Here is a 25,983-nt window from a genome sequence, read left to right on the forward strand (position 1 = left end):
CCGGAGTGAGCAGCACGACCCCCGAAGAGACGGACCCTGCGAGCCGGACGGTGGAGACCGGCCCGTCCGGTCGGTCGCTGATGTCCTCGATCGGACGGGTGGCCGGCGCGTCGACTGTCGCGTTGCTCTTCTGCGAGCTGGTCTCGCTCGCCCAGACCGTCGCCCTCGCACGCCTGCTCACTCCGGCCGAGATCGGGATCTTCGTCGCGGGAACGGTTCTCACGACCTTCTTCGGCACATTCGTCGAAGGTGGACTGCGGTCGGGGCTCATCCAGCGCGACACCGACGTCGCCGACGCGGCCGAGACCGTCTTCCGCGTGACCCTGCTGGCCGGGATCGTCATGAGCATCGGCGCGCTCGCGGCCGCACCCGTGATCGGGGCGATCTTCGACAGCACCACCGCCGGGCTGGTCGCCGCCGCGACCTCCGGAGTACTGCTGGTCTACTCGGTCGCCAACGTGCCGGAAGCCATGCTGCAACGCGAATTCAGCGTCAAGAGGCGGCTGATCGTCGGTCCCGCCGTCGCCGTCAGCTACGCGACGGTCGCGGTGTCGACGGCCGCCCTCGGCTGGGGCGTGTGGAGCATGGTCGCCGGCACCTACGTCTCGTACATCACCCTGGTGGTATCCGTCTGGACGATCACCAGCTGGCGGCCGGGTTGCGGCCGCGCCTCGTTCGCCCTCTGGCGCGAACTCGCCCGCTACGGAGCACCCCTCGTGCTCGGAATGATCGGCTCGCGGGTGCAGGCGGCGACGGAGGCGGTGGTGGTCGGCCGAGGGCTCAGCGCCTCCGACCTCGGCTTCTTCCGGTACGGCCAGCGGATCGCCCGGATCCCGGCGATGGCGATCATCGAGATCGGGTCGGTCGCACTGTTTCCCGCCTTCTCACGGATCGCCAAGGACCCCGACAGGCTCGTCTCGGCCTATCTGCGCGCCCTGCAGTGGGCGACCATCGGAGCCGCCGCGTGTTCCGGACTGATGATCGCTGCCGGCACACCCGCCGTCGTCGTCGTGCTGGGAGAGCCGTGGCGCGGAGCCGGACCGGTGGTCGTCGCCCTGGCCGGTCTCAGCCTCGGCAAGGCGTTCATCTGCGTGAGCGAGGAGATCATCAAAGGATGCGGCCGGACGGGCCTGCTGAACTGGTACACGCTCACCGAGGTCGGTGTGGGTCTGGCGCTCCTGCTCGTGTTCGTCGGATTCTTCGGCCTCGTCGGAGCAGCACTGTCCGTGTCGATCACGGCCATCGTCGTGGGGATCGTCGTCATGGCCCTCGCCAGGAGATGCATCCCGGTGTCGCTCTCGCAGCTCGCCGGCGCGATCCTTCCCCCGCTGCCCGCCGCGGCAGTCGCGACGGTCGTGCTCTGGTTGTTCGAACACCATCTCGCACACAGCGATACGCACCCCACCCTCACCGCCGTCGCCTTGTTGGCACTCGACGCACTCGTCTTCGCAGCCGCCTATCTTCTGGCGCTCGGCGTGTTCGCGAGATCTGCCACGACCGACCTGGTCGGCACGGTCCGCCGACTTGTCGCAACCGCCGTCAGGACGAGGAGAGATACCCGTGTCGATTCCTAGAACCCATCCCGAGAAACACGGCTCCGCCGAACTCGCCGCGGTCGCGCGGTCCGGGGAGGTGGTCCGGCTCCGGCCCCCGCGGTTCTCGGACCATCGGGAGTGGCGCCGGATCCGGCTGCGCGACCGGGCCATCATCGAACCGTTCTGGGCGACCAGTCCGCTGTCCTGGGAGGCGCGGCACACCCAGGACGAATGGGTGCAGGAGTGCCTGCACCTGCGATCCTGCCGCCGGTCGCGTGGCTTCGTGATCGAAGTCGACGGGCGTTTCGCCGGACAGGTCAACCTGTTCGGCATCGATCACGTGAGCCGCTCCGCGGAGCTGGGTATCTGGATGGATTCGGCGGTGGGTGGTCGGGTCATCGGGCACCTGGCGATATCGATCCTGATGGACCACGCGTTCACCGCCCTGGGACTGTACCGGCTGACCGCGCCGATCTGTGTCGACAACCTCCCGGCCGCCCGCGGCGCGGACCGGCTCGGGTTCGTCCGGGAGGCGACGATGAAGAAGTCCTTCGCGGCAGGAGGCCGTCGCAAGAACCACATCCTGTTCGCTATGACGGCCGATCGGGTGCCCGGCGAGGGACTGACCGCGCAGTGGTCCGATCCCTCGGTTCCCCTCGTCCTACCGGTGTGCTCGGTCGACCGGCGCATCTCGCCGAGAAGTCTCGCGATCGGCTGTCGGTACGTGCTCGGTACCGCGAAACGGCTGGCTCCCGGACGCGCATCGCTGCAAGCGGCATCCGCCCACGTCGGTGGGCTGATCCTGCGACCGGTCCACGCCCTGTCTCCTCCTCTGTTGCGACGACACTGCGGGGAGGAGGACGCCGTCCTGGAAGGGATGTGGCAACCGAGTTCACCGCTGGCGGGCTGGTCGGGGCACGCCTTCGGATACCGTGTGGAGAAGGACGGCCGGCACCTCGGCACGGTCGGTTTCGAACCGATCGATCTCGTCCGGCACGACGCCACACTGCGTGTGGACGCGACCGGCGACGACAGTCACCGGGCGCTCCTGCAGGCAGCGGGATGGCTGCTCGACCGGGCATTCGGGGTGCTGAACATCGAGCGGGTGCAGACCGGGGTCGATTCCTGCAACGCGGTGGCAGCCGGTTTCGCGAAGGCGCTCGGGCTCACCCTCGAAGGACGGATGCGAGGCATCACCACACGCGACGAACGGCTGCGCGATCTCGACCTGTGGGCCAAGGTCGCGGACGGCAGCGCAGACAGCGAAACACCCAGACTCGATCACGCAACCCCCGCGGGAGAATGACGATGACCGAATCCGTCGACCTATCAGAAAAATTCGACATGTCCGCCCACCTCCAGCGGCGCCTCCACGAACTCGTGCCCGGAGGTGCCCACACCTACGCCCGTGGTCCGGACCAGTATCCCGAACACATGACGCCGGTCCTCACCCACGGAAACGGCGCACACGTGTGGGACGTCGACGGGAACCGCTACGTCGAATACGGGATGGGACTGCGGTCGGTGACGCTGGGACACGGCTACCGCCCGGTCGTCGACGCCGTCACCGAAGCCGTGCGCAGAGGGACGAATTTCAGCCGTCCCACCCTCCTCGAAGTCGAGGCGGCCGAGGACTTCCTGTCGCTCGTGCCCGGCGCCGACATGGTCAAGTTCGCCAAGAATGGATCCGACGCCACCACCGCGGCGGTCCGTCTCGCACGCGCCGTCACGGGGCGCGATCACATCGCCGTCTGCGACCACCCCTTCTTCTCCGTCGACGACTGGTTCATCGGCACCACGCCGATGAGCGCGGGCATCCCGGAGAGTTCGCGATCACTCACGCTGCGCTTCCGCTACAACGACCTCGCATCGCTCGACGCTGCCCTCACGTCGCACCCCGTGGCGTGCGTCGTCCTCGAAGCGGCCACTGCCACAACAGAACCCGCACCCGGATTCCTCGAGGGAGTGCGCCGGCTGTGCGATCGCCACGGTGCGCTCATGGTGCTCGACGAGATGATCACCGGGTTCCGCTGGTCGGAGCACGGGGCGCAGTCGGTCTACGGCGTGCGGCCCGACCTGTCGTGCTGGGGCAAGGCGATGGGGAACGGATTCCCCATCTCCGCGCTCGCCGGTCGCCGCGAGTACATGGAACTCGGCGGACTCGGGACCGACGCCGAACGGGTCTTCCTGCTCTCGACCACCCACGGACCGGAAGCGGCGTCGCTCGCGGCCTTCCGCGCAGTGGTACGCGCGTACGGGACCGAGCGGCCGATCGAACGGATGGAGGCCGCCGGAACGCGCCTGGTCAGCGCGGTGAACGCGCTCTCAGCGGAGATGGGACTCGACGAATACGTCCGGGTCGAGGGCAGACCGTCCTGCCTGGTGTTCTCGACGCGAGGACCCGACGGGACGCCCTCGCAGGAGTACCGGACGCTGTTCCTCGCCGAACTGCTCGACCGCGGGGTCCTGGGCCAGTCGTTCGTCGTGTCGGCGGCCCACACCGACGACGACATCGACCTCACGGTCGCCGCGGTGGAAGCGGCGCTCGTGGTGTACCGGAAGGCGATCGACGCCGGGAGCGTCCGGGGTCTCCTGCGCGGACGGCCGGTGGCACCTGCCCTCCGCCGCTTCGCTGCCCCGCGCCGACTGCCGTAGCGGTCGGTGCAGGAAACGGTCAGCGCAGGATCAGGCAGGTGGTCGAGCCCGTCGCGAGCAGGCGGCCCTCGGAGTCACGGGCCTCGCCGCGCGCCGTCGCCGTGCGACGTCCGGTGTGCTCGCAGAAGCCCTGCACACGGATGACGCCCTTGCCGGTCTGCACCGGACGCACGTAGCGGACCTGCAGGTCGAGGGTCGTGTACCCGACCCCGGCCTCGAGGGTGCTCGACACGCAGAAGCCCATCGCGGTGTCGAAGAGGGTAGCGAGCACGCCGCCGTGGATGCTGCCCACCGCGTTGGCGTGGAACTCCTGCGGCTCGAGGGTGACCTCGGCGTAGCCCTCGCCGGCATCGGTGACGGTGAAGCCGAGCGTGCGGGAGGTGGGGTGGTGCGGGATCGTCCCGTCCATCAGCCCGCGCAGGAAGTCGAGTCCGTGCATGTCGCGGTTGGCCGCCGACGTCGGTGCCGGGTCCTCCCACGTGTAGGTACGCTGCCGCTGCTGTTGCTCGTCCGTGCTCACGATGACCGACCGTATCCCACCTCCGGAGGGGTGACATGTGGAGCCGGGCGTGCCATTCTCGTTGCATGCGCCGTCGATGTTGATCCGATCCGGTGACCTCGCTGTCCGCGCGGGTGGTCGCGTACGCGTCCGTCCGTGAGTTCGTGCCGCTCTACGGCCTGTACGCGTTGCTGTTCGAGGATCACGGTCTCGACACCCGTTCCATCTCCTCGCTGTTCGTCCTGTGGTCGGTGGTCGCCTTCGTCTCCGAGGTGCCGTCGGGTGCGTGGGCCGACACCGTCTCCCGTCGCGGTCTGCTGTTCGGCAGCGGAGCCCTGCTCACGGCAGCGTTCACGATGTGGCTGGTGTGGCCCGGTTACTGGGGATTCGCGCTCGGTTTCGTCCTATGGGGCATCAGCGAGTCGATGAAATCCGGCACCTTCGAGGCCCTCGTGTACGACGAACTCGCCGCGCGCGGGTGCGAACACCGGTACGCGGCGATCATGGGATACGCCAACGCGGGTGAGATGACGTGTGTCTTCGTCGCGATCCTCACGGCGGCACCGCTGTTCGAACTCGGCGGCTACGCGCTCGTGGGTTGGGTGTCGGTCGCGATCACCGTCGTCGACATCGCGCTCGTGGGAACGCTTCCCGCCGCACCGAAGGTGGAGGAGGCCGATGAGATCGCCGGCAGAGGCGACACCGTCCTCGTCCGCTACATGTCGTCGCTGCGCGCGGGAACGTCCGAGATCCGCACCGACCGGGTGGTGCGACGATCGGTCGTCCTCGCGGCCGCCCTGCTCGCCTGCCTCGCCTTCGACGAGTACTTCGCTCTCCTCGCACGCGAATCGGGAGCGGAGACCGGATTCGTGCCGGTGCTGGTCGCGCTGACGGCCGTCGGACAGGTGGTCGGTGCCGCGACCGCCGGACGGACTGCGACGATGAGCGGCCGCACCATGGGTGCCGTCGTGATCGTCGGATCGGCACTGATCGCCGGTGGTGCACTCGCCGGGGGGATCGCCGGATTCACGGCGATCGGTGTGGGCTACGGCGCGCTGCACAACACGGCGATCGTCGCCGAGGCGCGCCTGCAGGACACGATGTCCGGTCGTGCCCGCGCGACCGTCTCGTCCGTCGTCGGCCTGACGAGCGAGGTGCTGTCGGTGGCGGTCTTCGCCGCCTACGCGATCGGCTCGCTGTGGTTGCCGATGGCGGCGCTGGTCGCGGTGACGGTGCTCCCGCTGGTCGGGTTGGGCGTGGTCGCGCCGAGGCTGTTGCCCGCGGCGCGACCCGCCGGGACCGAACGGGAGCGGTGACTACCGGATGCGGATCACAGCTTGGTGCTGCGCAGTTCGTGACCTTTCGAGGTCTTGCAGCGGCCCGATTCGAGATCCCACTGCCAGCCGTGCAGGTTGCAGGTCAGCGTGGTGCCGTCGACGACACCGAACTTCGACAGGTCGGCCTTCAGGTGCGGGCAGCGACGCTGGATCTCGTAGCCGCCCAACTCGATCGACGCCGAGTCGTCGTGCGCCTCGGCGAACCAGCCGTCGGCGTACGCGATGCGCTCGTCGGTCAGGCACTTGAAGAAGGTGTAGAGGAACTCGTTGTATCCGCCGATGCGCCAGGCCGTGAACCGGGTGGACAGGAAGATCGTGTTGACCCAGTCGGGCTCGTCGTCGCGCAGAACCGTGCGCACGAGCTCGGGAGCGATACGGAAACCGTAGCGGTACTTGCCTTCTCCCTCGATGGGTTCGCGCACGACGCGCTTGGGGAAGTCGAGCACCACGGTCTCGTCGCCCATCACCAGACCCACCGGGTAACCGATGCCGTCGCAGATGAGATCGGACTGCGCCATGATCGGCTCGAACTTCGCCTTGAGTGCGGGCAGCAGCGGCTCGCCCTCGGCGGGAGCCCAGGCCGCCTTCTGCGCCGCGATCACCGGAGCGAAGCGCTGCGCCATGTCCTCGATGTAGGCGGCCTTGTTCGTGAAGATCGCCTCGACCTGCTCGTCGGGGATCGGGTGCGTGAGCGTCATGTGCTCGCTGCCCTTCAGATCCACCACCGAACCCGGGATCATGAGCAGACCGCCCTCGCGGCCGTGGATGCGCAGTTGCTCGAGGAAGACCTGCTGGTCGGGGAAGATGTTGCCCTCGTCGCCGTGGTCGTCGTTGAGGTCGCGCAGGTCGTCGTCGAGGAAGACCGGCGGACCGGCCGACGGCACGATCCACGTCGCGTCGACCTGGTCGATGTAGCTGCGGCAACGGTCCATGCCGCGCTGGCGCTTCTGCTTGCCGAAGTTGGCCTTGGTCTTCTTCGGGATGTCGTAGACCATCGGGTACCAGATGGCGCCCGAGTACTGCAGCAGGTGGATGTCGATCTTCCCGAACGCCTCGTGCATGACGTCCATGTCGATCGGCCGCGCGTCGTTCATGTTGAACACGGTCGACTCACCGTCGGAGACGATCAGGCCCGAGTCGCCGATCGGTCCGTCGGCCGGCGCACGCAGCGCGATGATCATGATGTCGAGATCGCCCGGCGAGAGCGGAGCCTGCGGAGCGACCTCGATAGTGCCGTGCCGCAGCCGGTGCTTGACGGAGTCGGTGGTCTCGAAGAATTTCGAGAAACCGAGCTTCTCGAGCTCGCGACGCAGGTCCGGTACCGGATAGTCGGGCAGCAGGACGGTCGCGTCCTTGTTGACGTGCTTGCTCAGCGTGTCGGGATCGAAGTGATCCTTGTGCAGATGCGAGACGTACAGGTAGTCGACGTTGCCGAGAGCGTCCCAGTCGAGACCGGTGTTGTCCGGGAAGGGCACCCACGAGGCGAAGTACGCGGGCGTGACCCACGGATCGCACAGGATGGACCCCGCTTCGGTCTGGATGTGGAAACCGGCGTGTCCGACGCTGGTGATCTGCACTTCGTACCCTCCTGACGTGCTGACCGACGCCTACCAGAGTAGGCGCCGCCCGTCAGTCCACTGCGCCCAGGCAGTACCCGTTGCTGCCCGTGGTGAGCAGGACCACCAGGTCACGGGGTGTACCGGCCTCGACGATCGGAATCGTCACATTCGTGTACACCTCCGAGACCGGGGTGACGGAAGCGGCCGCGGCGTCGAAGGATTCGAGGTCGCCGACGACGTCGGGATCGGTGGCCAGCGGCGGCACTCCGGGGTTCCCGGTGCCCCAGGGATCCCACGTGCCCCGCGCCTCGCACACCAGTGGGTACCGCTCCTCGGTGTCGTCCGGATCCACCGGCGCGCCGATCGCCCGTCCGAGGAATCGTTCGACGGCGTAGCGGGCGTCCTCGTCGGTGTAGCCCGGCGCGCCGGTCGGGTTCACGTACGGGCACGCGTAGCCGGACGCGATCTCGCTGCGCAGGACGGACAGGTCGATGCCACCGGCCGACCACGTCACCGCGTACTGGCCGTCCCTGCCCGGCTGCTGCACCGCGGCGGTGATCGCGTCGACGTCGGCGTACATCTGCCGGGCCCGTTCCGGGGCGATCGTCCAGCACTTGCCCACCACATCGATGCCGCCGACGAGGTCGTTCGTCCATGCCTGCAGCGCCGCGGTGGCGGCGGGATTACCGGGGACGTCCCCGACGACCACCGCGGGCGTCGCGGCGGGGGTGGTCTCCTCGACGGTTTCCGCCGCGGTCGGTTCCGGGCTCTCGGTCGGGATGCCGGACTGCCCGTCGCCCTCGCAACCGGCGACGGTGAGGACCACGGCGACGGCGAGGCCGGCGAATGCGAGTACGTCGGGCTTTCGGGCGAGGGTGCGCACAGTAGTGGCCTTTCGACGATGATCACGGTCGTTCCTCCACCGGGCCCCGCTAGGCTGACCGGCGTGGAACCCTTCTATCGGACCATCATCGGTGTCGCCCGCACGCTCTTCGCAGCGCAAGGGCTGAAGTTCGCGATCACCGGGGCGGAGAACATCCCGGCGACGGGTGGTGCGGTCATCGCGATCAACCACACCGGCTACATGGACTTCACCTACGCCGGGATCCCCGCCCGGGTCACCAAGCGGTACATCCGCTTCATGGCGAAGAAGGAAGTCTTCGACCACAAGATCTCCGGCCCCATGATGCGCGCGATGAAGCACATCCCCGTCGACCGCGGCGACGCCGGCGAGTCCTACCGACTCGCCGTGGAGGCGCTGCGTGCCGGTCAGCTCGTGGGTGTCTTCCCGGAGGAGACGATCAGCCGCAGCTTCGAACTCAAGGCGTTCCGGTCCGGCGCGGCACGGATGGCGAACGAAGCCGGTGTCCCGGTGGTCCCCATGGTCATCTGGGGGTCGCAGCGGGTGTGGACGAAGGGCCACCCGAAGCGGCTCGGACGTACGAACACCCCGATCACCATCGAGGTGGGCGCCCCCATCCATCCGTTCGAGCCGGCAGCGGAGATGACCGCGCAGCTCCACGCGACCATGGAGAAGATGCTTCACCGGGTCCAGGACGGTTACATCCACGAGGACGGTGCCTACTGGGTGCCCCGCCGCCTGGGCGGATCCGCGCCGACCCTCGAGGAGGCGACCGCCCTGGACGAGGCCGCGGCCGCCGAGCGTCGCGCCCGGAAGGCCCGGGAACGTGCCGCCCGTGAAGGTGCTGCCGGTAGCGGCAACGATGACGCAGGCGGCGACCGCGGTACTTCGGCACAATGACGGAGTGAACGCACAGTCGAGTCGAGAGCCGTATCGGGACCACATCACGGACGCGGTGCGTCCTGCTTCCACGGACGCGGTGCGTCCTGCTTCCACGGACGCGGTGCGTCCTGCTTCCACGGACGCGGTGCGTCCTGCTTCCACGGACGCGGTGCGTCCCGGATTGGTGGCTACGGACGTGGACGGCACCCTGATCGACGACACCGAGAAGGTGTCCGATCGGACCCGCGCCGCGGTACATGCGGTGGTCGACTCCGGTGTTCCGTTCGTCCTGGCCACCGGCCGCCCGCCGCGCTGGATCGCGCCGGTCGTCGAAGAGCTGGGCTACGCGCCCATGGCGGTGTGCGCGAACGGTGCCGTGCTCTACGACAGTTCCACCGACCGTGTGCTCAGCGCCGCGGTGCTCGAGGTCGACGAACTGGCGTGGCTCGCCGATGTGGCCTCGTCGGTGCTTCCCGGTTGCGGTCTGGCCGCGGAGCGGGTGGGGGATCGGGCCCACGACGCGGCGACGCCGCAGTTCGTCAGCGCTCCCGGTTACGAACATGCCTGGCTGAATCCGGACAACACCGAACTCGCCGAGCACGAGGTGATCAGTGAGCCCGCCATCAAGTTGCTCGTCCGGCTCCCCGGCGCGACCAGCCGGGAGATGGCGGAGGCTCTCGTGCCGAAACTGCACGGGCTGGTCGACGTGACCTATTCGACGACCCACGGGCTCATCGAGATCTCCGCGGCGGGGGTCACGAAGGCTTCCGGTCTCCAGGAGATGGCCCGGCTACTGGGTGTCTCCCACGAGAATCTCGTGGCCTTCGGCGACATGCCCAACGACATCCCGATGCTGTCGGTAGCGCGTCACGGTGTGGCGATGGAGAACGCGCATCCGGACGCGAAGTCGGTCGCAGACGAAGTCACCGCCACCAACGTCGAGGACGGGGTGGCCCGCGTTCTCGAACGGTGGTGGCGGTGACTCGTTCCTACCGGTGCGCTGCGGGTCAGCCCGCGGGCGCCGGTTCGGGTGCCGGTTCCGGCGCAGGTGCCGGTTCGGGTCCGGGCGCAGGAGCACCCTCGGGTGCGGGTCCTGCGACGTCGGCCGGCTGATCCTGCATCGCCTGGTCGTAGGCGTCGTCGTAGGCGCGCAGCACCTTGGTGACGACACCCGTGACCTCGTTGAAGATCAGCGAGCCGAACTCGAAGTCCGAACGCCAACCGTCCGGCACCCGGTACTCGTCGCTGGTGGGCAACCCCAGCTCACCAGCGTCGAGTCCGTTCTTCTCCCACGCCTTGTAGATCTCGCCGAGTACCGTCCACGTGCCGCCGTTCGGTGACGTGTAGATGGCCCCGTTGACGAAATTCACTCGTTCGAAACCGCTCTTGACCGCGGGAAGGATCGAGGTCACCGCCTGTCCGAGCCGTCCGAGTTCGCCGCCCTCGGCGAGCCACTTCTGGACCAGCGGGTGGCCGCTGAGGCGGATCAGCTCGTCGACGACACCTTCGGCGGTGTCGGCCGAGCCCGAGGCGAGCGCTCCGACGTTGATGTCCGGCACGTTCGGCGACGGATTGGACGGCGACGGGTTCGAGGGTTGCGGGTTCGAGGGTTGCGGGTTCGACGGCGACGGGTTCGAGGGCTGCGGGGCAGTGCCACCGCCACCGCCCTTTGCCGCAGCGACGGCGATATCGCGGATCTTGCCCATCTGCGAGTAGCCGGCATCACCCGGGCAGCTGGTGTTGCCCACGTCGCGGTGCGCGAAGATGATCGGCAGATCCACCGCCGCACCCTGCGGGTAGGGGGTGAACGATGTGCCCTCGGAGTACATCGTGGTGCGGCCCTTGGGGTTCAGTCCCGCGCGGGCCAGACGCCAGCCGAGGAACTTGCCGACCGACTCCACCGCGGCCTGCGGCGGGGCCTGGGTCGAGAAGTCGCCCATCATCGCGATGCCGTGGGTGTTCTCGTTGAATCCACCCGCGTGTGCGCCCTGGACGTTGCGGTCGAGACCACCGGCGCGACCCTCGAAGATCTGGCCGTACTTGTCGACGAGGGTGTTGTATCCGATGTCGCACCAGCCGAGCGTGCGTGCGTGGTACGCGTAGATCGCGCGCACGATCTCGGCCGATTCGGCCTTCGAGTAATTGTTGCTGCCCGCGGTGTGGTGCACGGTCGCGCCACCGAGGGAGTCGTCGTAGGTCGGGGTCTGGCAGCGCATCGACTCGTCGGCGCCCCACTGCTGGCGGGTGATCACCTTCAGGCCGGAGTTACCGAGCGGGCTCGCGATGTCCTCGAGTCGCGCGTCCGCTTCGCTGCTGCCGGGCGAGATGAGCACGGCACTGACCGCTTCGGCGGCCGCCTGCAGCGGGTTCTCGCGCAGCGGCTTGGACGAGGACGCGGGCACGTATCCGAGATCGGGTGCATCGGCTGCGGGTGCAGCGACCGGCGCGGGTGCCTCGTCGGCGGGGACCGGGGCCTCCGCCGGGGCTGCAGGAGCAGGAGCTTCGGGCGCCGGTGCCTCCGGGGCGGGTGCCTCGGGAGTGGGAGCGGGGGCTTCGGGTGCCGGCGGGGCCTCCGCGCCGGCGAGATTCGGTTCGGGGCCGGGACGCGGCGTCAGCAGCACCTGCACCGCACGGGTGGCACCGACGTAGATCGGCTCCGTGCCCGTGCGTCCCTCGCTGGTGGCGTCGTCGGCGCGCGTCTCGATCGGCTCGGTCGCGGTCCAGGGACCCCAGCTGCCGTCGTCCTGCTGCGCGCGGATGAGCGCGTCGGTGGCGGCGACGTCCTCGGCGGCGAGCGCGACGAGGCTGAACGGGGTGTCGCGGGTGAGTTCCTTGACGGTCGCACCGACGCGCTGGACGAGTCCGCCGTTCGGGTCGGGAGCAGTCGTGATCTGCGGGAGCCCGTCGACGATCTCCTTCAGGCTGAGGTCCGGCAGGTTGAGACCGGTGAGCTCCTCGAGCGGGATGATCAGGTCGGGCACCGAGGCGAGCACGACTTCCGCGATATCGGGTGCCACTGCCTCGACGGTGTCGTTGGCATTCCGGATCTCGGGAGCGGTGCTGGTCAGCCCGGTGACGGCGAAGGGCGTCGCGACGGCCAGGGCGGCGACGGCACCCAGGACGATCGACGGCTTGGGGCGGCGATGCGGCACTGTTTGCTACTCCCTGTCGTTGGTGCTCCAGCGGACGGTTCCGACTTCGGATCGTCCCTTACGTGTCGCTTCCGTGGCCCGGTTCGGACACGAAAGTTCTGTAACTCGTGATTCTTGTGTTGCTTCTGTGACATTTGTTGCCTAGCTCCGTCACTCTTGTCACACTAGACGCAGCAAACCTTAAGCCTCAACCTGAGCTTGAGGATCGGTCGAAATTGTCCGATATCGCGGATCACGAGTTCGCGCCTACAGCGACAACGAGGGAGCAACGTCATGTCACGACAGTCCATCGGGCGCAGAGGCAAGATCCGGAGGCGGCGCATCATCCTCGGCAGGCCGCTGCGCAACGGATGGCGTCCCTCCGTCGCCCGTGCCGCCGCGATCGGGGTCGCTCCCGCGCTGCTCGTCGGAGCCGGCGTGGGCGCGCTCGTCCAGAGCAACCAGGCGGCACCAGGTGTCGTGCAAGCGGTTTCGGCCGACACGCCCTTCACGTTCAGTGGCTTCGGTCACGGCCACGGTCGTGGCATGGGGCAGTGGGGTGCCTACGGCTACGCCCAGGACGGGTGGACCGCCGAGCGGATCATCGGCCACTACTACGGCGGCACCGAACTCGGCACGGTCGACGACGCGATGATCGCGGTCCGTCTCATGGCGCGCGACGACCACACCCTCGACGTCTACTCCGACACCGGCATGGTCGTCGCCGGTAAGCAACTCGCGCCCGGCGAGGCCGCGCACCTGACACCCACCCCGGACGGCGGCGCGAACGTCGTCGTCACCGAGGGCTGCAGCGGCGACGTGCTGTGGCAGGCAGCCACCGACCTGCCGTGGGTGGACCCGATCGACCTCGCCGAGGACCGTCCCGCGAACGAGCACCTCACGATGTGCTCGGACGACAAGACCTACCGCGGTGCCCTCGGTGTGGTGCTCGACGGCACCGCCCCGCGCACCGTCAACCGCCTCCACGTCGAGGACTACCTGCGCAGCGTGGTCCCCGCCGAGGCGCTGCCCGCCTGGGCCGACACCGGTGGTGCCGAGGCGCTGCGGGCGCAGGCCATCGCCGCGCGGTCCTACGCCCTCGCCGAGAAGCGTCACGAGAAGTGGCAGACCTGCGACACCACGGACTGTCAGGTCTACGGCGGGTCGGGCGTCGAGGATCCGCGCACGGACGACGGTGTGCGCACCACCCGCGGAACCGTCCTGATGAAGGACGGCGAGGTCGTGCGCAGCGAGTTCTCCGCCTCCACCGGCGGCTACTCGGCCGGCGGCACCTTCCCGCCCGTCGAGGACGAGGGTGACAAGGTCGCCCCGAACCGCGAATGGGCCAAGACCTTCACCGCGGCCGAGATCGGCAGCAAGTTCGGCGTCGGCGACCTCCAGGCATTCGAGGTGCTCTCCCGCAACAATCTCGGACCCGAAGGCGGTCGCGTGACCCGGGTCCGCGTGGTCGGCTCCGACCGCACCATCGAAACGACGGGCGCCGAGGCACGGACCAAGCTGGGACTGCGTTCCGACTGGTTCACCGTCAAGGAAGGCATCGACGAGGACGCCCCGGAGATCACTCCGGCACCCGAACCCGGCCCCGAAACCGGCACCGATCCCTTCGGCAGCGGCACCGGCACCTCGCCCATCGAGCAGGCCTATCTGGACCTCGGCGGCGTCGACAGCGTGCTCGGCTCGCCCATCGGCCCCGAGCTGATGCTGCCCGACGAGATCGGCAAGTTCCGGATCTTCACCGGCGGCGCGATCGTGTGGACACCGGACCTCGGTGCTCAGGTCATCGACGCGAGCTTCCTGAAGGACTGGTTCCCGAGCACGGGTAGCGCCGAGTAACCCGACGGCACATCTCGACCGGCCGGTCGCCCCGAACAGGGCGGCCGGCCGGTGGCGTTCCGGCACCGCGACGACGATGGTTGACATTGACGCAACGTCAAGATGCACGCTGGGCGTAGCCGGAAAGAAGGAGGTGGGCACGTGCGGGAATGGTCGATCCAGCAACTGGCACGCGCCGCCGGTGTCACCAGCCGCACACTGCGGCACTACGGCGACGTGGGGGTGCTGCATCCGAGCCGCACCGGCAGCAACGGCATGCGGTTCTACGACGAGGACGCACTCGTGCGTCTCCAGCGCATCCTGCTGCTCCGCGATCTGGGACTGGCCCTGCCCGCCATCCGCGACGTGCTCGCCGGTCACGACGACACCGCGAGCGCACTGCGCACCCACCTCGACCTGCTCGAACACGAGCGCCGGCAGTTGGACCGCCGTATCGCGGCGGTGCGCACCACCTTGGCGAAGACGGAGAGAGGGGAGGAACTCGTGGCAGACGAAGTGTTCGACGGGTTCGACCACACGCAGTACCGGGACGAGGTCATCGAACGGTGGGGCAAGGACGCCTACGACTCGGGCGATCGTTGGTGGCGGGGCATGGACGACGCCGCCAGGCACGACTGGATGAAGCAGGTCGAGCAGCTGAACCATGACTGGATCGCGGCGGCCCGGGCCGGTCTCGACCCGGCGGGCCCCGAAGCGCAGGACCTCGCGCGGCGGCACGTCGCCTGGCTGTCGTCGATTCCGGGCACCCCGGGAGGCGGCACTGCGGCGGGCAGTCCGCGGGAGTACGTGCTCGGTCTCGCCGACATGTACGTCGAGGACGAGCGTTTCGCGGCGAACTACGGAGGACGGGAGGGCGCCGAATTCGTCCGTGACGCGCTCACCTACTACGTGTGAGTGTGACGGCCCTCTCGGTCCGCCCGGACCGAGAGGGCACCTCCGCGACGGAGTCGCATACCCTGGTCTCCCGTGACTGCTGCATCAGCGCCCCAGCCCTCCACCGGTGAGTACGACCTGATCGTCGTCGGCTCCGGATTCTTCGGACTGACGATCGCCGAGCGCGCGGCCACGCAGCTCGGCAAGCGAGTGCTCGTGATCGAGCGTCGCCACCACCTCGGTGGCAACGCATACTCCGAGCCCGAACCGGAAACCGGAATCGAGATCCACAAGTACGGTGCCCACCTGTTCCACACCTCCAACAAGAGGGTGTGGGACTACGTGAACCAGTTCACCGATTTCACCGGCTACCAGCATCGCGTGTTCGCGATGCACAAGGGCCAGGCCTACCAGTTCCCGATGGGTCTCGGACTGGTGTCGCAGTTCTTCGGCCGGTACTTCAGCCCCGACGAGGCACGCGCCCTCATCAAGGAGCAGGCCGCCGAGATCGACACCGCCGAGGCGAAGAACCTCGAGGAGAAGGCGATCTCCCTGATCGGCCGCCCCCTGTACGAGGCGTTCGTCCGCGACTACACGGCCAAGCAGTGGCAGACCGACCCGAAGGAACTGCCCGCCGGCAACATCGCCCGGTTGCCGGTCCGCTACACCTTCGACAACCGCTACTTCAACGACACCTACGAGGGCCTGCCGGTCGACGGGTACACGGCGTGGCTGGAGAACATGGCGGAGAACGAGCGGATCGAGGTCCGGCTCGACACCGACTGGTTCGAGGTGCGCGATGAGGTCCGTGCCGCGAGCCCGGAAGCCCCCGTCGTCTACACCGGCCCGCTCGACCGCTACTTCGACTACTCCGAGGGCCGGCTCGGATGGCGCACCCTCGACTTCGAGACCGAGGTGCTGCTCACCGGAGACTTCCAGGGCACCCCGGTCATGAACTACAACGACGCCGACGTGCCCTACACCCGCATCCACGAGTTCCGGCACTTCCACCCCGAGCGCGACACCTACCCGACCGACAAGACGGTCATCATGCGTGAGTACTCGCGTTTCGCCGAGAACGACGACGAGCCGTACTACCCGATCAACACCCCCGAGGACCGCGAGAAACTCAACGCCTATCGCTCCCTCGCGAAGAAGGAAGCCGCGGACAACAAGGTGCTCTTCGGTGGCCGGCTCGGCACCTACCAGTACCTCGACATGCACATGGCGATCGCGAGCGCGCTGTCGATGTTCGACAACGTCCTCGCCCCGCATTTCGACTCGGGAGCGCCCATCGCCGGGGACGCCTCGTGAGCGCCGCGAAGCACGCGGCCGTCGCGAAGCACGAGGCGGCGAGTACCCCCGCCACGGAGGACGAACTGCTCGGCCGGTCGCTGCTGCAGCGCATCATCCTGCCGCGCCCGGGCGAGCCCCTCGACGTGCGCACGCTCTACCTCGAGGAGTCGCCCACCAACGCGCGTCGCGCCCACGCGACGAGCCGGACGACGCTGGCGATCGGCGCCGAGTCCGAGGTGTCGCTGTGCACCTACTTCAACGCCTTCCCGGCGAGCTACTGGCGTCGCTGGAGCACGCTCGGCTCGGTGGTGCTGCGACTCGAACTCACCGGCCACGGCCGCGTCGACCTGTACCGCAGCAAGGCCGACTCGAGCCGCATCCACGTCACCGGCCGCGAGTTCCGCGGGTCCGACACGGTCGTCGAGATCGAAGCCGACCTGGGGCCGTTCGAGGACGGCGGCTGGCTGTGGTTCGACGTCACCACCGACAGCGAGGTCACGCTGCACGCCGCCGGCTGGTACGCACCTGTCGAGGCGCCCGGACACGCCTCGGTCGCAGTGGGCATCCCGACCTTCAACCGCCCTGCCGACTGCGTGAAGGCGCTGCGTGCGCTCGCGTCCGACCCGCTGGTGATGGACGTCGTCGACGCCGTCATCATCCCCGACCAGGGCACCCGCAAGGTTCGCGACGAGGCCGACTTCGCGGAGGCCGCCGAACCCTTCGGCGACCGTCTCGTCATCCACGACCAGGGCAACCTCGGTGGCTCCGGCGGCTACAGCCGCATCATGTACGAGGCGCTGAAGACCACTTCCAGCCCGTACATCCTGTTCATGGACGACGACATCGAGATCGAACCCGACTCGATCCTGCGCGCGCTCGCCCTGTCGCGATTCGCGAAGAAGCCCATGCTCGTCGGCGGGCAGATGCTCAACCTGCAGGAACGCAGCCACCTGCACACCATGGGCGAGGTCATCCACCGCTCGAACTTCATGTGGGGTGCCGCGCCGAACGTCGAGTACGACCACGACTTCTCCACCAAGCCGCTGCGCGACCGGGAGAACTCGAAGCTCCTGCACCGACGCATCGACGTCGACTTCAACGGCTGGTGGATGTGCATGATCCCGCGCGTCGTCGCGGAGGAGATCGGCCAGCCCCTGCCGCTGTTCATCAAATGGGACGACGCCGAGTACGGCCTGCGGGCACGGGACGCCGGCTACCCCACGGTGACGATGCCCGGCGCCGCGATCTGGCACATGGCGTGGAGCGACAAGGACGACGCCATCGACTGGCAGGCGTACTTCCATCTGCGCAACCGGCTCGTCGTGGCCGCGCTGCACCAGCACGGCGACGCCAAGCCGATGGTGCTCGACACGATCAAGGCCACGATCAAGCACCTCGTGTGTCTCGAGTACTCGACGGTCGCGATCCAGAACAAGGCCATCGAGGACTTCCTCGCCGGTCCGGAGAACCTGTTCGAGCTGCTGCCGCGTGCCCTCGGCGAGGTGCACGCGCTCCGGAAGAACTTCCCCGACGCCGTGGTGCTGCCGTCGTCGACCGAACTGCCGATGGCATCCGGCGCCGAGGTCGGGGCCGTCGGACTGCCCGAGGGTGCGGTCGCGAAGGTCAGGCGTCTCGCGAAGGGTGTGCTGCACAACGTGCGCCCCGAGAACCGCGAGCACCACGAGCGGCCGCAGCTGAACGTGCCCACCATCGACGCGCGGTGGTTCCTGCTCTCGCAGGTCGACGGCGTGACGGTCACCACGGCGGACGGTCGGGGTGTCGTCTACCGTAAGCGCGACCGTGCTCAGGCCCAGGCCCTGCTCACCGAGGCGCTCAGGCTGCGACGCGAACTCGCGCGCCGGTTCCCCGAGATGAAGAAGCGGTACCGGGACGCGGTTCCCGCCCTGACCAGCAAGGAGGAGTGGGAGCGTGTCTTCGGAATCGGCAACTGACCCCGGCACTGCGGCTGCACGTCACTGGAAGAGCACCGACACCGAGGTGCGGGTGCTGCAGACCGTCCAGGCCACCGCCGGTGCCGTACCCGCAGCGACGACGATCGCCCGCGGCATGTCGCACTTCGGTGAGCACGCTCTCGGCTGGATCGCGATCGGCGCCGCCGGCGCCCTCGTCGACCGTCCCCGTCGCCGCAAGTGGGCGAGCGTGGCGGTCGGCGCGTTCGGTGCCCACGCGGCGTCCGTCGTCATCAAGCGGGTCGTGCGCCGTCCGCGGCCGGTGGACCCGACGGTGCAGGTCAACGTGTCCACGCCGAGCCGGCTGAGCTTCCCGTCGTCGCATGTGACGTCCACGACTGCGGCGGCCGTGCTACTCGCCCGCACCACCGGGCTACCCTTTCCCGCGGTGCTCGTGCCGCCCATGATGCTGTCCCGCCTGGTGCTGGGCGTGCACTATCCGACGGATGTACTGGCGGGTGCGGCACTCGGTGCGGCGTCCGCGGCCGTCGTGGCGCGGGCAGAGACGAAGTGGGGAGATCGATGAGCGAGGAACCGGCGCCCGTCAAGGAGGCGCCCAAGAGCCTGGGCGCCGGGATCGTCAAGGCGGTCCGTCCCCGACAGTGGGTGAAGAACGTCCTGGTGCTCGCGGCCCCGATGGCGGCCGGCTCGGTCACCCAGGTCGACGTGCTGCTGCCCGTCGCGCTCGCCTTCGTCGTCTTCTGTATGGCCGCCTCGGGCATCTACCTCGTCAACGACGCGATGGACGTCGAAGCCGACCGTGCACACCCCACCAAGCGGTTCCGGCCCATCGCGGCCGGCGTGCTCCCGGTGCGACTCGCGTACATCCTCGCGACGGTGCTGCTCGTCGGCTCGATCGCGCTGTCGTTCATCGCGAACTGGCAGCTCGCCGTCGTCATGGCGGTGTACATCGGCATCCAGCTCGCGTACTGCTTCGGGCTCAAGCACCAGGCCGTGCTCGACATCTGCATCGTCTCGTCGGGCTTCTTGATCCGTGCCATCGCCGGTGGCGTGGCCGCCGAGATCCCGCTGTCGCAGTGGTTCCTGCTGATCATGGCGTTCGGGTCGCTGTTCATGGCGGCCGGCAAACGGTACGCCGAGTTGCGCCTCGCAACCCGCACCGGCGCGAAGATCCGCAAGTCGCTCGAGTACTACACCGAGACCTACCTGCGGTTCGTGTGGACCGTCGCGGCGACGGCGGTCGTGCTCTGCTACGGCCTGTGGGCGTTCGAACAGGACAACGTGGCCGGTTCCAACTGGTACGCCATCTCGATGGTCCCGTTCGTCGTCGCCATCCTGCGCTACGCGGTCGACGTCGACGGCGGTGAAGCCGGCGAACCCGAGGAGATCGCCCTGAAGGACCGGGTGCTGCAGTTGCTCGCAGTGGTGTGGATCCTGGTGGTCGGCGGTGCTGTCTACCTCTTCTGACGTCGTGCACGGCGTCCACGACACCGAGGCCGGACCGTCCAGTACGGTCGGGCCCGTTCGGCGTGACCGCCTCACCGGCGGTGTGTTCGCCGCGGGTGTGGTCGTCTCCGCGTTCCTGATGTTCTGGGGAGCGTGGGAGCGGCGCTGGATCGCCGACGACGGTCTCATCGTCCTGCGAACCGTGCGCAACCTCCTCGCCGGCAACGGGCCGGTGTTCAACGCGGGGGAGCGCGTGGAGGCCAACACCTCCACCGCGTGGACGTACATCGTCTACGCGGGCGGATGGCTCACCGGCCTCCGCCTCGAATACGTGGTGCTCACGATCGCGCTCGTGTTGTCGACGGGCGCGATCGTCCTCGCCATGCTCGGCGCCGCACGCCTGTACCGGTGGCGACTGCGCGCCACCACGGGCACCGTGCTGCTCCTGCCCGCCGGTGTCCTCGTCTACATCGCGGTGCCCCCGGCCCGCGACTTCGCCACCTCGGGCCTCGAGTCCTGCCTGGTGATCTGCTGGCTCGGCCTGCTGTGGCTGCTCATGGCCCGGTGGGCGACCCCCACGCCGGGAGGGGACGGATCGCTCCCGGGTACCGGGCAGATCCTCGCCACGGCGTTCGTCGCCGGACTCGGCCCGCTCGTGCGACCCGAACTCGCGCTGGTCGCGGTGCTCGCACTCGCGATGCTGTTCCTCGCGCCCGGCCTCGACCTGCGCATCCGGGTCGCGATGGTCGCGGTCGCCGGGATGATCCCGATCGGTTACCAGATCTGGCGCATGGGCTATTACGGACTGCCCTATCCCAACACCGCGGTCGCCAAGGACGCCGGTGGTGCCAAGTGGTCGCAGGGCCTCGAATATCTCGGCAACCTCGTCTCGCCGTACCTGCTGTGGCTGCCGCTGCTGGTCCTCGCGGTCCTCGCCGCGCTCGTCCTCGCGACCAGCCGTGAGGTGGTGGGCCTCACCGCAGCGGCGGCGCGTCCCGATCCGCGCGACGTGCGGGCCACGCTGACCTGGGCGCAGAAGCTGTTGCGCACGCCGACCGCCGTCGTCGTGCTGTTCCTCGGCTCCGGTGTGCTGCTCGCGCTGTACTCGCTGCGTGTGGGCGGCGACTTCATGCACGGCCGCGTCCTCCTGCCGCCGCTGTTCTGCCTGCTCCTGCCCGTCGCCGTCGTCCCGCTGCGGATCCCGGACCGGGCGGAGCTCGGCAACAACCGGCCGACGCAGGTCGCGGGTGCGTTGGCCGTGCTGTGGCTGGGCACCGTCGTGTGGACGGCCGCCGCGGCCACCACGACCGGCATGACCGAGGGCGCCGTGGTGGGCCGATCCGGCATCGTCGACGAGCGCGCCTTCTACGCCCTCAACACCGGGCATCTGCATCCCATCCTGGCCGAGGACTATCTCGACTACCCACGTATGCGGGCCATGGTCGAGGCCATCGCGAACACCCCGAACGGCGGGTTGCTGCTGCCGACCCCCTCCTTCGACGCGTGGGACGTCGTGCCGCCACCCGAGCCCATCCCACCGGGCGGTGCCGGGCACACGGTGTTCTTCCTGAACCTGGGCATGACCAGCATGAACACCGGTCTGGACGTGCGGGTCGTCGACCAGATGGGCCTGGCCTACCCGCTCGCCGCGCACACCGAGCGTCTCGAGGACGGCCGGATCGGCCATGACAAGATCCTGTTCCCCGACTGGGTGGTCGCCGATTCGGGCATGGTCGACGTCCATCCGTGGATGCCGGGCTATCTCGACGAGGACTGGGTCGCGATGGCGAAGACCGCGCTGACCTGTCCCGAGACCCGGGAGATGATCGATTCCTCGAGCGCCGAACTCACGTGGGCACTGTTCAAGAGGAACCTGCGCAACGCGTTCGACTACGCCTCGTACCGGATCGAACGGGTGCCGAAGTACGAGATCCAGCGCTGTGACCTGCCGATGCCACCGCCGCGGGGGTGACGGCCGGACACCGAGATCAACTTGGCCCCCTTCGACTGTCTCGATAGGATCACGACGCATCACGGATAGGTAACTTTCCGGCAGCGCGTGCTTGACCTATAGGTCAAGAGGTGCCCAAGAGCTGTTGAAACCAGGGTTTGTCAGAGATCACGCGGTCCTTTACAGTTTTGACCGCAGTGTGACTTGGGGCGGCCTTCCGCGGTCGTCATCGCCGGAATCCGGGGGACGCGAACGCGGACGCCGCAGACGAGAAAGAGAGCATTGTTCATGCGTTTTGTCCCGAGGTTGAGGCAGGGCCTTCGACGGCGACTGCTCGGCACCGCCGCCGCAGCTCTGGTCCTCCCCGTGGCTGCCGGCCTCGTCGGAACCACCGCCGCCGTCGCCGCGCCGGCGCAGGGAGCGCCGGTCTCGCACCGCGCGCCTGCAGGGGGCTTCGAAGAGGTCTTCGTCGAGTCCGACATGGGCCCGATCAAGGTTCAGATCCAGTGGGCTGCGCGCGGTGGCGACGCGGCGCTCTACATGCTCGACGGCCTGCGCGCTCGGGACGACGCGAACGCCTGGACGTTCGAGACGAACGCCCTGCAGCAGTTCGCGAACGACAACGTCAGCCTGATCATGCCGGTCGGCGGACAGTCGAGCTTCTACACCGACTGGTACGCGCCGTCCAACCTGAACGGCCAGGACATCACCTACAAGTGGGAGACGTTCCTGACGGAGCAGCTGCCCGACTATCTCGCCACCCGTGGCGTGTCGCGCAACAACAACGGCATTCTCGGCCTGTCGATGGGCGGTTCCGCCGCCCTGACCCTGGCCGCCTACCACCGCGACCAGTTCAAGTTCGCGTCGTCGTTGTCCGGCTACCTGAACCTGTCGGCTCCCGGCATGCGTGAGGCCATCCGCGTGGCGATGCTCGACGCCGGCCAGTTCAACGTCGACTCGATGTGGGGCCCGCCGTGGAGCCCGGCGTGGCTGCGCAACGACCCGTTCGTCTTCGCTCCGAAGCTCGAGGGTCTGTCGCTGTACATCTCGGCCGCCAGCGGTCTGCCCGGTGAGCACGACAACCCGCAGGGCTTCGTCGGCTACTACAACACCGCCAACGGCATGGCGCTCGAGGCGCTGTCCCTCGCCCAGACCCGCGCGTTCCAGCTCAAGCTGGCGACGCTCGGCATCCCGGCTACCTTCGACTTCCCGGCGCGCGGCACGCACGCATGGAAGTACTGGGAGGATCAGCTGTGGAAGGCACGCCCGCAGATCCTCGAGGCGCTGAACGCGTTCTGATCTCCGGTACGCACTGCTAGCAACGACGCCGCCCGCTCACCGATCCGGTGAGTGGGCGGCGTCGTAACTTTCTGCAACAATTTTCTCACCTGTCACAGCGCGGCACCCGCGATTCCGGGTGCCGCCGGTGTAGAAACAACATCCGGGACTCCGGTATCCCGAGTCGGCATACCCAGCCGGGCGCCCTGCCACTGCCGCCGTCGCGGTCCACCCGAAGCCGCACTTCGGCAGGAAATCCGGCAACGCAGAAAGTGAGCGATGCAGATGCGAACTGAGCTCGAGCACGGTGAGCGACGGACGGGGCCGAGCAGGAGAGCGGCTCGCGTCGCGGGTGCGCGGCGCAGAAGATCCCGTGCGCTCGCACTGATCGCCGCAGCCCTCGTCGCGCCCGTCGCCGCAGGTCTGACCACCGTCTCGGTGGCTACCGCCGATCCGCTCATCGCCCAGTCCGGCCCGACGAGCACTGCCGGTGCGACCGTCCGCTCTGTCGATTGGCTCACCGATCGCCGCGTCGCTCTGTGGATCGACTCGCCGTCGATGGGGACGCCGATCCAGGTGCAGCTGCTGCTCGCGCGCGACTGGAACAGCAAGCCCGACGCGAAGTTCCCGTCGGTGTTCATGCTCGACGGCATGCGCGCGCGCGACGACGAGAACGGGTGGACGCTCGAGACCGATGCGGAGGCCTTCTTCGCCGACAAGAACGTCAACGTCGTGCTGCCGGTGGGCGGCCAGTCGAGCTTCTACTCCGACTGGATCGATCAGAACAACGGACAGAACTACAAGTGGGAGACCTTCCTGACGAAGGAGCTCCCTCCGCTGCTCGAACGCGACTGGCGTACCACCGACAAGCGTGGCGTCGTCGGCCTGTCGATGGGCGGTACCGCCGCGATGTTCCTACCCGCCCGCAACCCGGGCTTCGCGCAGTTCGCGGCGTCGTTGTCCGGCATCCTCACCACGACCACCCTCGGCATGCCCGAGGCCATCCACTACGCGATGCAGGACGCCGGTGGTTTCGACTCCGAGGCGATGTGGGGTGCGCCCGGCTCCGAGGGCTGGGAGTCGCACGATCCCTACCTGCTCGCCGACAAGCTCAAGGGCGTGAGCCTGTACGTCTCGAGCGGCAGCGGCACCACCGGCCCCCACGACGATCCGTCGGGCATCCCCGGGGTCAGCACCAACTACGCCGGCATGGGCCTCGAGATCCTCTCGCGCCTCACCTCGCAGGCGTTCGCGACGAAGCTCGAGAAGCAGGGCATCCCCGCCCAGATCGTGTACCGGCCGTCGGGCACCCACACGTGGAAGTACTGGGAGTTCGAACTGCACCAGCTGTGGCCGCAGCTCGCCAACACCCTCGGGGTCGAGGTCGACAAGCCCGAGTGCAACCCCACCGGCGCCTTCGGCGATGTGGCGAACGTGAACGGTTGGCTCGGCGACTGCCTCACCGGTGAATACGACGTCGCCGGTGGCAAGGTGCAGGACTTCCGCTTCGGCCGCGTCTTCTCGTCCGACGGCACGACGGTGCCGGTCGCGGGTGCGATCGGCGGCGCCTACCAGGGTGTCGGCGGTCCGGCCGGGCAGCTCGGCTATCCGACCACCGAGGAACGCGTCGCACCCGACGGACGCGGACGGTTCAACCATTTCCGGAACGGCGCGATCTACTGGACGCCCGAGCACGGCGCCCACGCGGTCCGCGGAAAGATCTTCGAGGAATGGAAGAACCAGGGCTGGGAGGGCGGACCGCTCGGCTACCCGATCCTCGACGAGGCGGCGACCCCCGACGGCCGCGGCGCGGTCCAGGGCTTCGAGATCGGCGCCATGTATTGGAGCGAGGACACCGGCGCCCACGGCGTGCAGGGCATGATCCTCGACAAGTACTCCCAGCTCGGCTACGAGACGGGAGTCCTGGGCTACCCGACGGCCAGCGAGCAGCCCGCAGGGCGTGACGGTCGCTTCAACGAGTTTCAGCACGGCAACATCTACTGGAGCCCGCTCACCGGTGCCTGGCCGGTCCGCGGCAAGATCCTCGAGGCGTGGCTCGCCGAGAAGGGTGCCGAAGGACGTCTGGGCCTGCCGATCAGCGACGAGTTCCCGGCCGTGGACGGCAAGGGTGTCCAGCAGAACTTTCAGAACGGCTTCATCACCCTCGACGGCGACGAAGTGAAGCTGCAGCCGTAACCGAACGACAGCAGGGTCGGCCCGTGTAACCGGGGGGAGGAGGGACGCTCCTACCGGCCGCACGGGCCGCTCTGTAGCCTGGGGCGCATCTGACCAAGTTCGACCGACATCCCGGATGTGAGGACCCCACCACATGCCTGCACGGACCCGCTCACGCTCGACCCGAGTCCTCGGCGCCCTCGCTGCGGCACTGACCGCCACGGCCGTTCTCTCCGCGTGCGGAAGCGACGACTCCACCGCGACGAACACGCCGACGACGTCTGCCGCCACGGAAACCTCGGCGTCGACATCGACCTCCGCGGCCGAGACATCCCCCGGCGCGGCCGGGGCCGAGACCACGGGCGAGACCGAGACGAGCGAGGCGTCCCCGGCTCCGTCCTCGCCCGCTGCCGGAGACGACGATGGCGGAGAGGACACGGGCGTAGCACCCGCTCCCACGCCCGGCGCACAGGCCTTCCTCGACGGTCTCCGCGCCGAGGGCGTCGAGCCCAGCGACGAGACCGGCGCGGTGAACATCGCCGACTACATCTGCAGCGCCCAGGCGCAGGGCGGGTCGCCGGAGGAGATCAAGGTGTTCGTGACCGCGCTCGTGGGTAGTGATGCTGCAGCCGGTGGTGTCGAGTTGTCGGAGGATCAGGCCTCCTCGACGGCCGACACGTACATCGCCGTCGCCGGCGAGACGTACTGCAACTAGGGAA

The 25,983-nt window shown here is 68.5% G+C and carries 20 protein-coding genes; 16 read left to right on the plus strand and 4 right to left on the minus strand.

Features of this window, described 5'->3' with window-relative positions:
* Window positions 1-5: 5 nt before the first annotated feature.
* From K3M35_RS10230 to K3M35_RS10240, 3 genes are read left to right on the plus strand one after another with little or no spacing between them, the layout of a single operon-like run.
* Window positions 6-1,574 (plus strand): oligosaccharide flippase family protein, encoded by a 1,569-nt coding sequence (locus K3M35_RS10230; RefSeq protein WP_220666363.1) that lies wholly within the window; start codon window positions 6-8, stop codon window positions 1,572-1,574.
* Complete coding sequence (locus K3M35_RS10235; protein WP_220666364.1) at window positions 1,561-2,841, plus strand: GNAT family N-acetyltransferase; 1,281 nt, start codon at window positions 1,561-1,563, stop codon at window positions 2,839-2,841. The genes K3M35_RS10230 and K3M35_RS10235 overlap by 14 nt, the downstream gene beginning before the upstream one ends.
* Window positions 2,842-2,843: 2 nt before the next feature.
* Window positions 2,844-4,190, plus strand: coding sequence for a glutamate-1-semialdehyde 2,1-aminomutase (locus K3M35_RS10240; protein ID WP_220666365.1), 1,347 nt, complete (start codon window positions 2,844-2,846; stop codon window positions 4,188-4,190).
* Window positions 4,191-4,209: 19 nt separating this feature from the next.
* Here the strand turns inward: K3M35_RS10240 and K3M35_RS10245 are convergent, their stop codons facing one another.
* On the minus strand, window positions 4,210-4,710 hold the full coding sequence (locus K3M35_RS10245) for a PaaI family thioesterase (protein WP_217579292.1): 501 nt from the start codon (window positions 4,708-4,710) through the stop codon (window positions 4,210-4,212).
* 92 nt (window positions 4,711-4,802) lie between these two features.
* Between K3M35_RS10245 and K3M35_RS10250 the strand changes: the two genes are divergently transcribed.
* Window positions 4,803-6,005, plus strand: coding sequence for an MFS transporter (locus K3M35_RS10250; RefSeq protein ID WP_064060539.1), 1,203 nt, complete (start codon window positions 4,803-4,805; stop codon window positions 6,003-6,005).
* 14 nt (window positions 6,006-6,019) lie between these two features.
* Here the strand turns inward: K3M35_RS10250 and K3M35_RS10255 are convergent, their stop codons facing one another.
* Complete coding sequence (locus tag K3M35_RS10255) at window positions 6,020-7,603, minus strand: Rieske 2Fe-2S domain-containing protein (protein ID WP_019290360.1); 1,584 nt, start codon at window positions 7,601-7,603, stop codon at window positions 6,020-6,022.
* A 52-nt stretch (window positions 7,604-7,655) separates the two neighbouring features.
* Complete coding sequence (locus K3M35_RS10260) at window positions 7,656-8,468, minus strand: hypothetical protein (RefSeq protein WP_217579291.1); 813 nt, start codon at window positions 8,466-8,468, stop codon at window positions 7,656-7,658.
* Between the two features lie 63 nt (window positions 8,469-8,531).
* On the opposite strand from K3M35_RS10260, the gene K3M35_RS10265 reads away from it, so the two are divergent.
* Window positions 8,532-9,347 (plus strand): 1-acyl-sn-glycerol-3-phosphate acyltransferase, encoded by an 816-nt coding sequence (locus K3M35_RS10265; protein ID WP_006553432.1) that lies wholly within the window; start codon window positions 8,532-8,534, stop codon window positions 9,345-9,347.
* A complete protein-coding gene (locus tag K3M35_RS10270) occupies window positions 9,310-10,311 on the plus strand; it encodes an HAD family hydrolase (protein WP_259443871.1) in 1,002 nt (333 codons plus the stop codon). The genes K3M35_RS10265 and K3M35_RS10270 overlap by 38 nt, the downstream gene beginning before the upstream one ends.
* Window positions 10,312-10,336: 25 nt before the next feature.
* Here K3M35_RS10270 and K3M35_RS10275 read toward each other — a convergent pair whose 3' ends face one another.
* Window positions 10,337-12,481 carry an N-acetylmuramoyl-L-alanine amidase gene (locus K3M35_RS10275; RefSeq protein ID WP_220666366.1) on the minus strand — a complete coding sequence of 715 codons (2,145 nt, stop codon included), beginning with the start codon at window positions 12,479-12,481 and terminating at the stop codon, window positions 10,337-10,339.
* 273 nt (window positions 12,482-12,754) lie between these two features.
* On the opposite strand from K3M35_RS10275, the gene K3M35_RS10280 reads away from it, so the two are divergent.
* From K3M35_RS10280 to K3M35_RS10325, 10 genes are all read left to right on the plus strand, one after another.
* Window positions 12,755-14,314, plus strand: coding sequence for a SpoIID/LytB domain-containing protein (locus K3M35_RS10280; protein WP_006553435.1), 1,560 nt, complete (start codon window positions 12,755-12,757; stop codon window positions 14,312-14,314).
* A gap of 141 nt (window positions 14,315-14,455) precedes the next feature.
* Window positions 14,456-15,208, plus strand: a complete 753-nt coding sequence (locus K3M35_RS10285) for a MerR family transcriptional regulator (RefSeq protein ID WP_006553436.1) — start codon at window positions 14,456-14,458, stop codon at window positions 15,206-15,208.
* Between the two features lie 72 nt (window positions 15,209-15,280).
* Window positions 15,281-16,501 carry a UDP-galactopyranose mutase gene (gene glf, locus K3M35_RS10290; RefSeq protein WP_220666367.1) on the plus strand — a complete coding sequence of 407 codons (1,221 nt, stop codon included), beginning with the start codon at window positions 15,281-15,283 and terminating at the stop codon, window positions 16,499-16,501.
* Window positions 16,498-18,435: a glycosyltransferase gene (locus K3M35_RS10295; RefSeq protein WP_006553438.1), complete on the plus strand. Its 1,938-nt coding sequence runs from the start codon at window positions 16,498-16,500 to the stop codon at window positions 18,433-18,435. The genes glf and K3M35_RS10295 overlap by 4 nt, the downstream gene beginning before the upstream one ends.
* A 46-nt stretch (window positions 18,436-18,481) precedes the next feature.
* Entirely contained in the window at window positions 18,482-18,979 is a 498-nt protein-coding gene (locus tag K3M35_RS10300) for a phosphatase PAP2 family protein (protein WP_024102673.1), read from the plus strand.
* Complete coding sequence (locus K3M35_RS10305; RefSeq protein WP_033097846.1) at window positions 18,976-19,881, plus strand: decaprenyl-phosphate phosphoribosyltransferase; 906 nt, start codon at window positions 18,976-18,978, stop codon at window positions 19,879-19,881. The genes K3M35_RS10300 and K3M35_RS10305 overlap by 4 nt, the downstream gene beginning before the upstream one ends.
* Before the next feature lie 4 nt (window positions 19,882-19,885).
* Entirely contained in the window at window positions 19,886-21,832 is a 1,947-nt protein-coding gene (zomB, locus tag K3M35_RS10310) for a flagellar motor control protein ZomB (protein WP_308257069.1), read from the plus strand.
* A gap of 267 nt (window positions 21,833-22,099) precedes the next feature.
* Entirely contained in the window at window positions 22,100-23,110 is a 1,011-nt protein-coding gene (locus K3M35_RS10315) for an alpha/beta hydrolase family protein (RefSeq protein ID WP_220666368.1), read from the plus strand.
* Between the two features lie 258 nt (window positions 23,111-23,368).
* Window positions 23,369-25,285, plus strand: coding sequence for an alpha/beta hydrolase-fold protein (locus K3M35_RS10320; protein ID WP_024102676.1), 1,917 nt, complete (start codon window positions 23,369-23,371; stop codon window positions 25,283-25,285).
* A gap of 133 nt (window positions 25,286-25,418) precedes the next feature.
* Window positions 25,419-25,979, plus strand: a complete 561-nt coding sequence (locus tag K3M35_RS10325; protein ID WP_072740470.1) for a DUF732 domain-containing protein — start codon at window positions 25,419-25,421, stop codon at window positions 25,977-25,979.
* The last annotated feature ends 4 nt before the right edge of the window (window positions 25,980-25,983 follow it).

This window comes from Rhodococcus sp. DMU2021 (assembly GCF_019641445.1).
GTDB classification, from domain to species: Bacteria; Actinomycetota; Actinomycetes; order Mycobacteriales; family Mycobacteriaceae; genus Rhodococcus; species Rhodococcus pyridinivorans.

Coding starts and splice junctions, on each gene's coding strand:
- K3M35_RS10240 (WP_220666365.1), top strand. CDS start 2,844: ATGACCGAATCCGTCGACCTATCAGAAAAATTCGACATGTCCGCCCAC.
- K3M35_RS10270 (WP_259443871.1), top strand. CDS start 9,310: ATGACGCAGGCGGCGACCGCGGTACTTCGGCACAATGACGGAGTGAAC.
- K3M35_RS10280 (WP_006553435.1), top strand. CDS start 12,755: ATGTCACGACAGTCCATCGGGCGCAGAGGCAAGATCCGGAGGCGGCGC.
- K3M35_RS10305 (WP_033097846.1), top strand. CDS start 18,976: ATGAGCGAGGAACCGGCGCCCGTCAAGGAGGCGCCCAAGAGCCTGGGC.
- K3M35_RS10315 (WP_220666368.1), top strand. CDS start 22,100: ATGCGTTTTGTCCCGAGGTTGAGGCAGGGCCTTCGACGGCGACTGCTC.
- K3M35_RS10320 (WP_024102676.1), top strand. CDS start 23,369: ATGCAGATGCGAACTGAGCTCGAGCACGGTGAGCGACGGACGGGGCCG.
- K3M35_RS10325 (WP_072740470.1), top strand. CDS start 25,419: ATGCCTGCACGGACCCGCTCACGCTCGACCCGAGTCCTCGGCGCCCTC.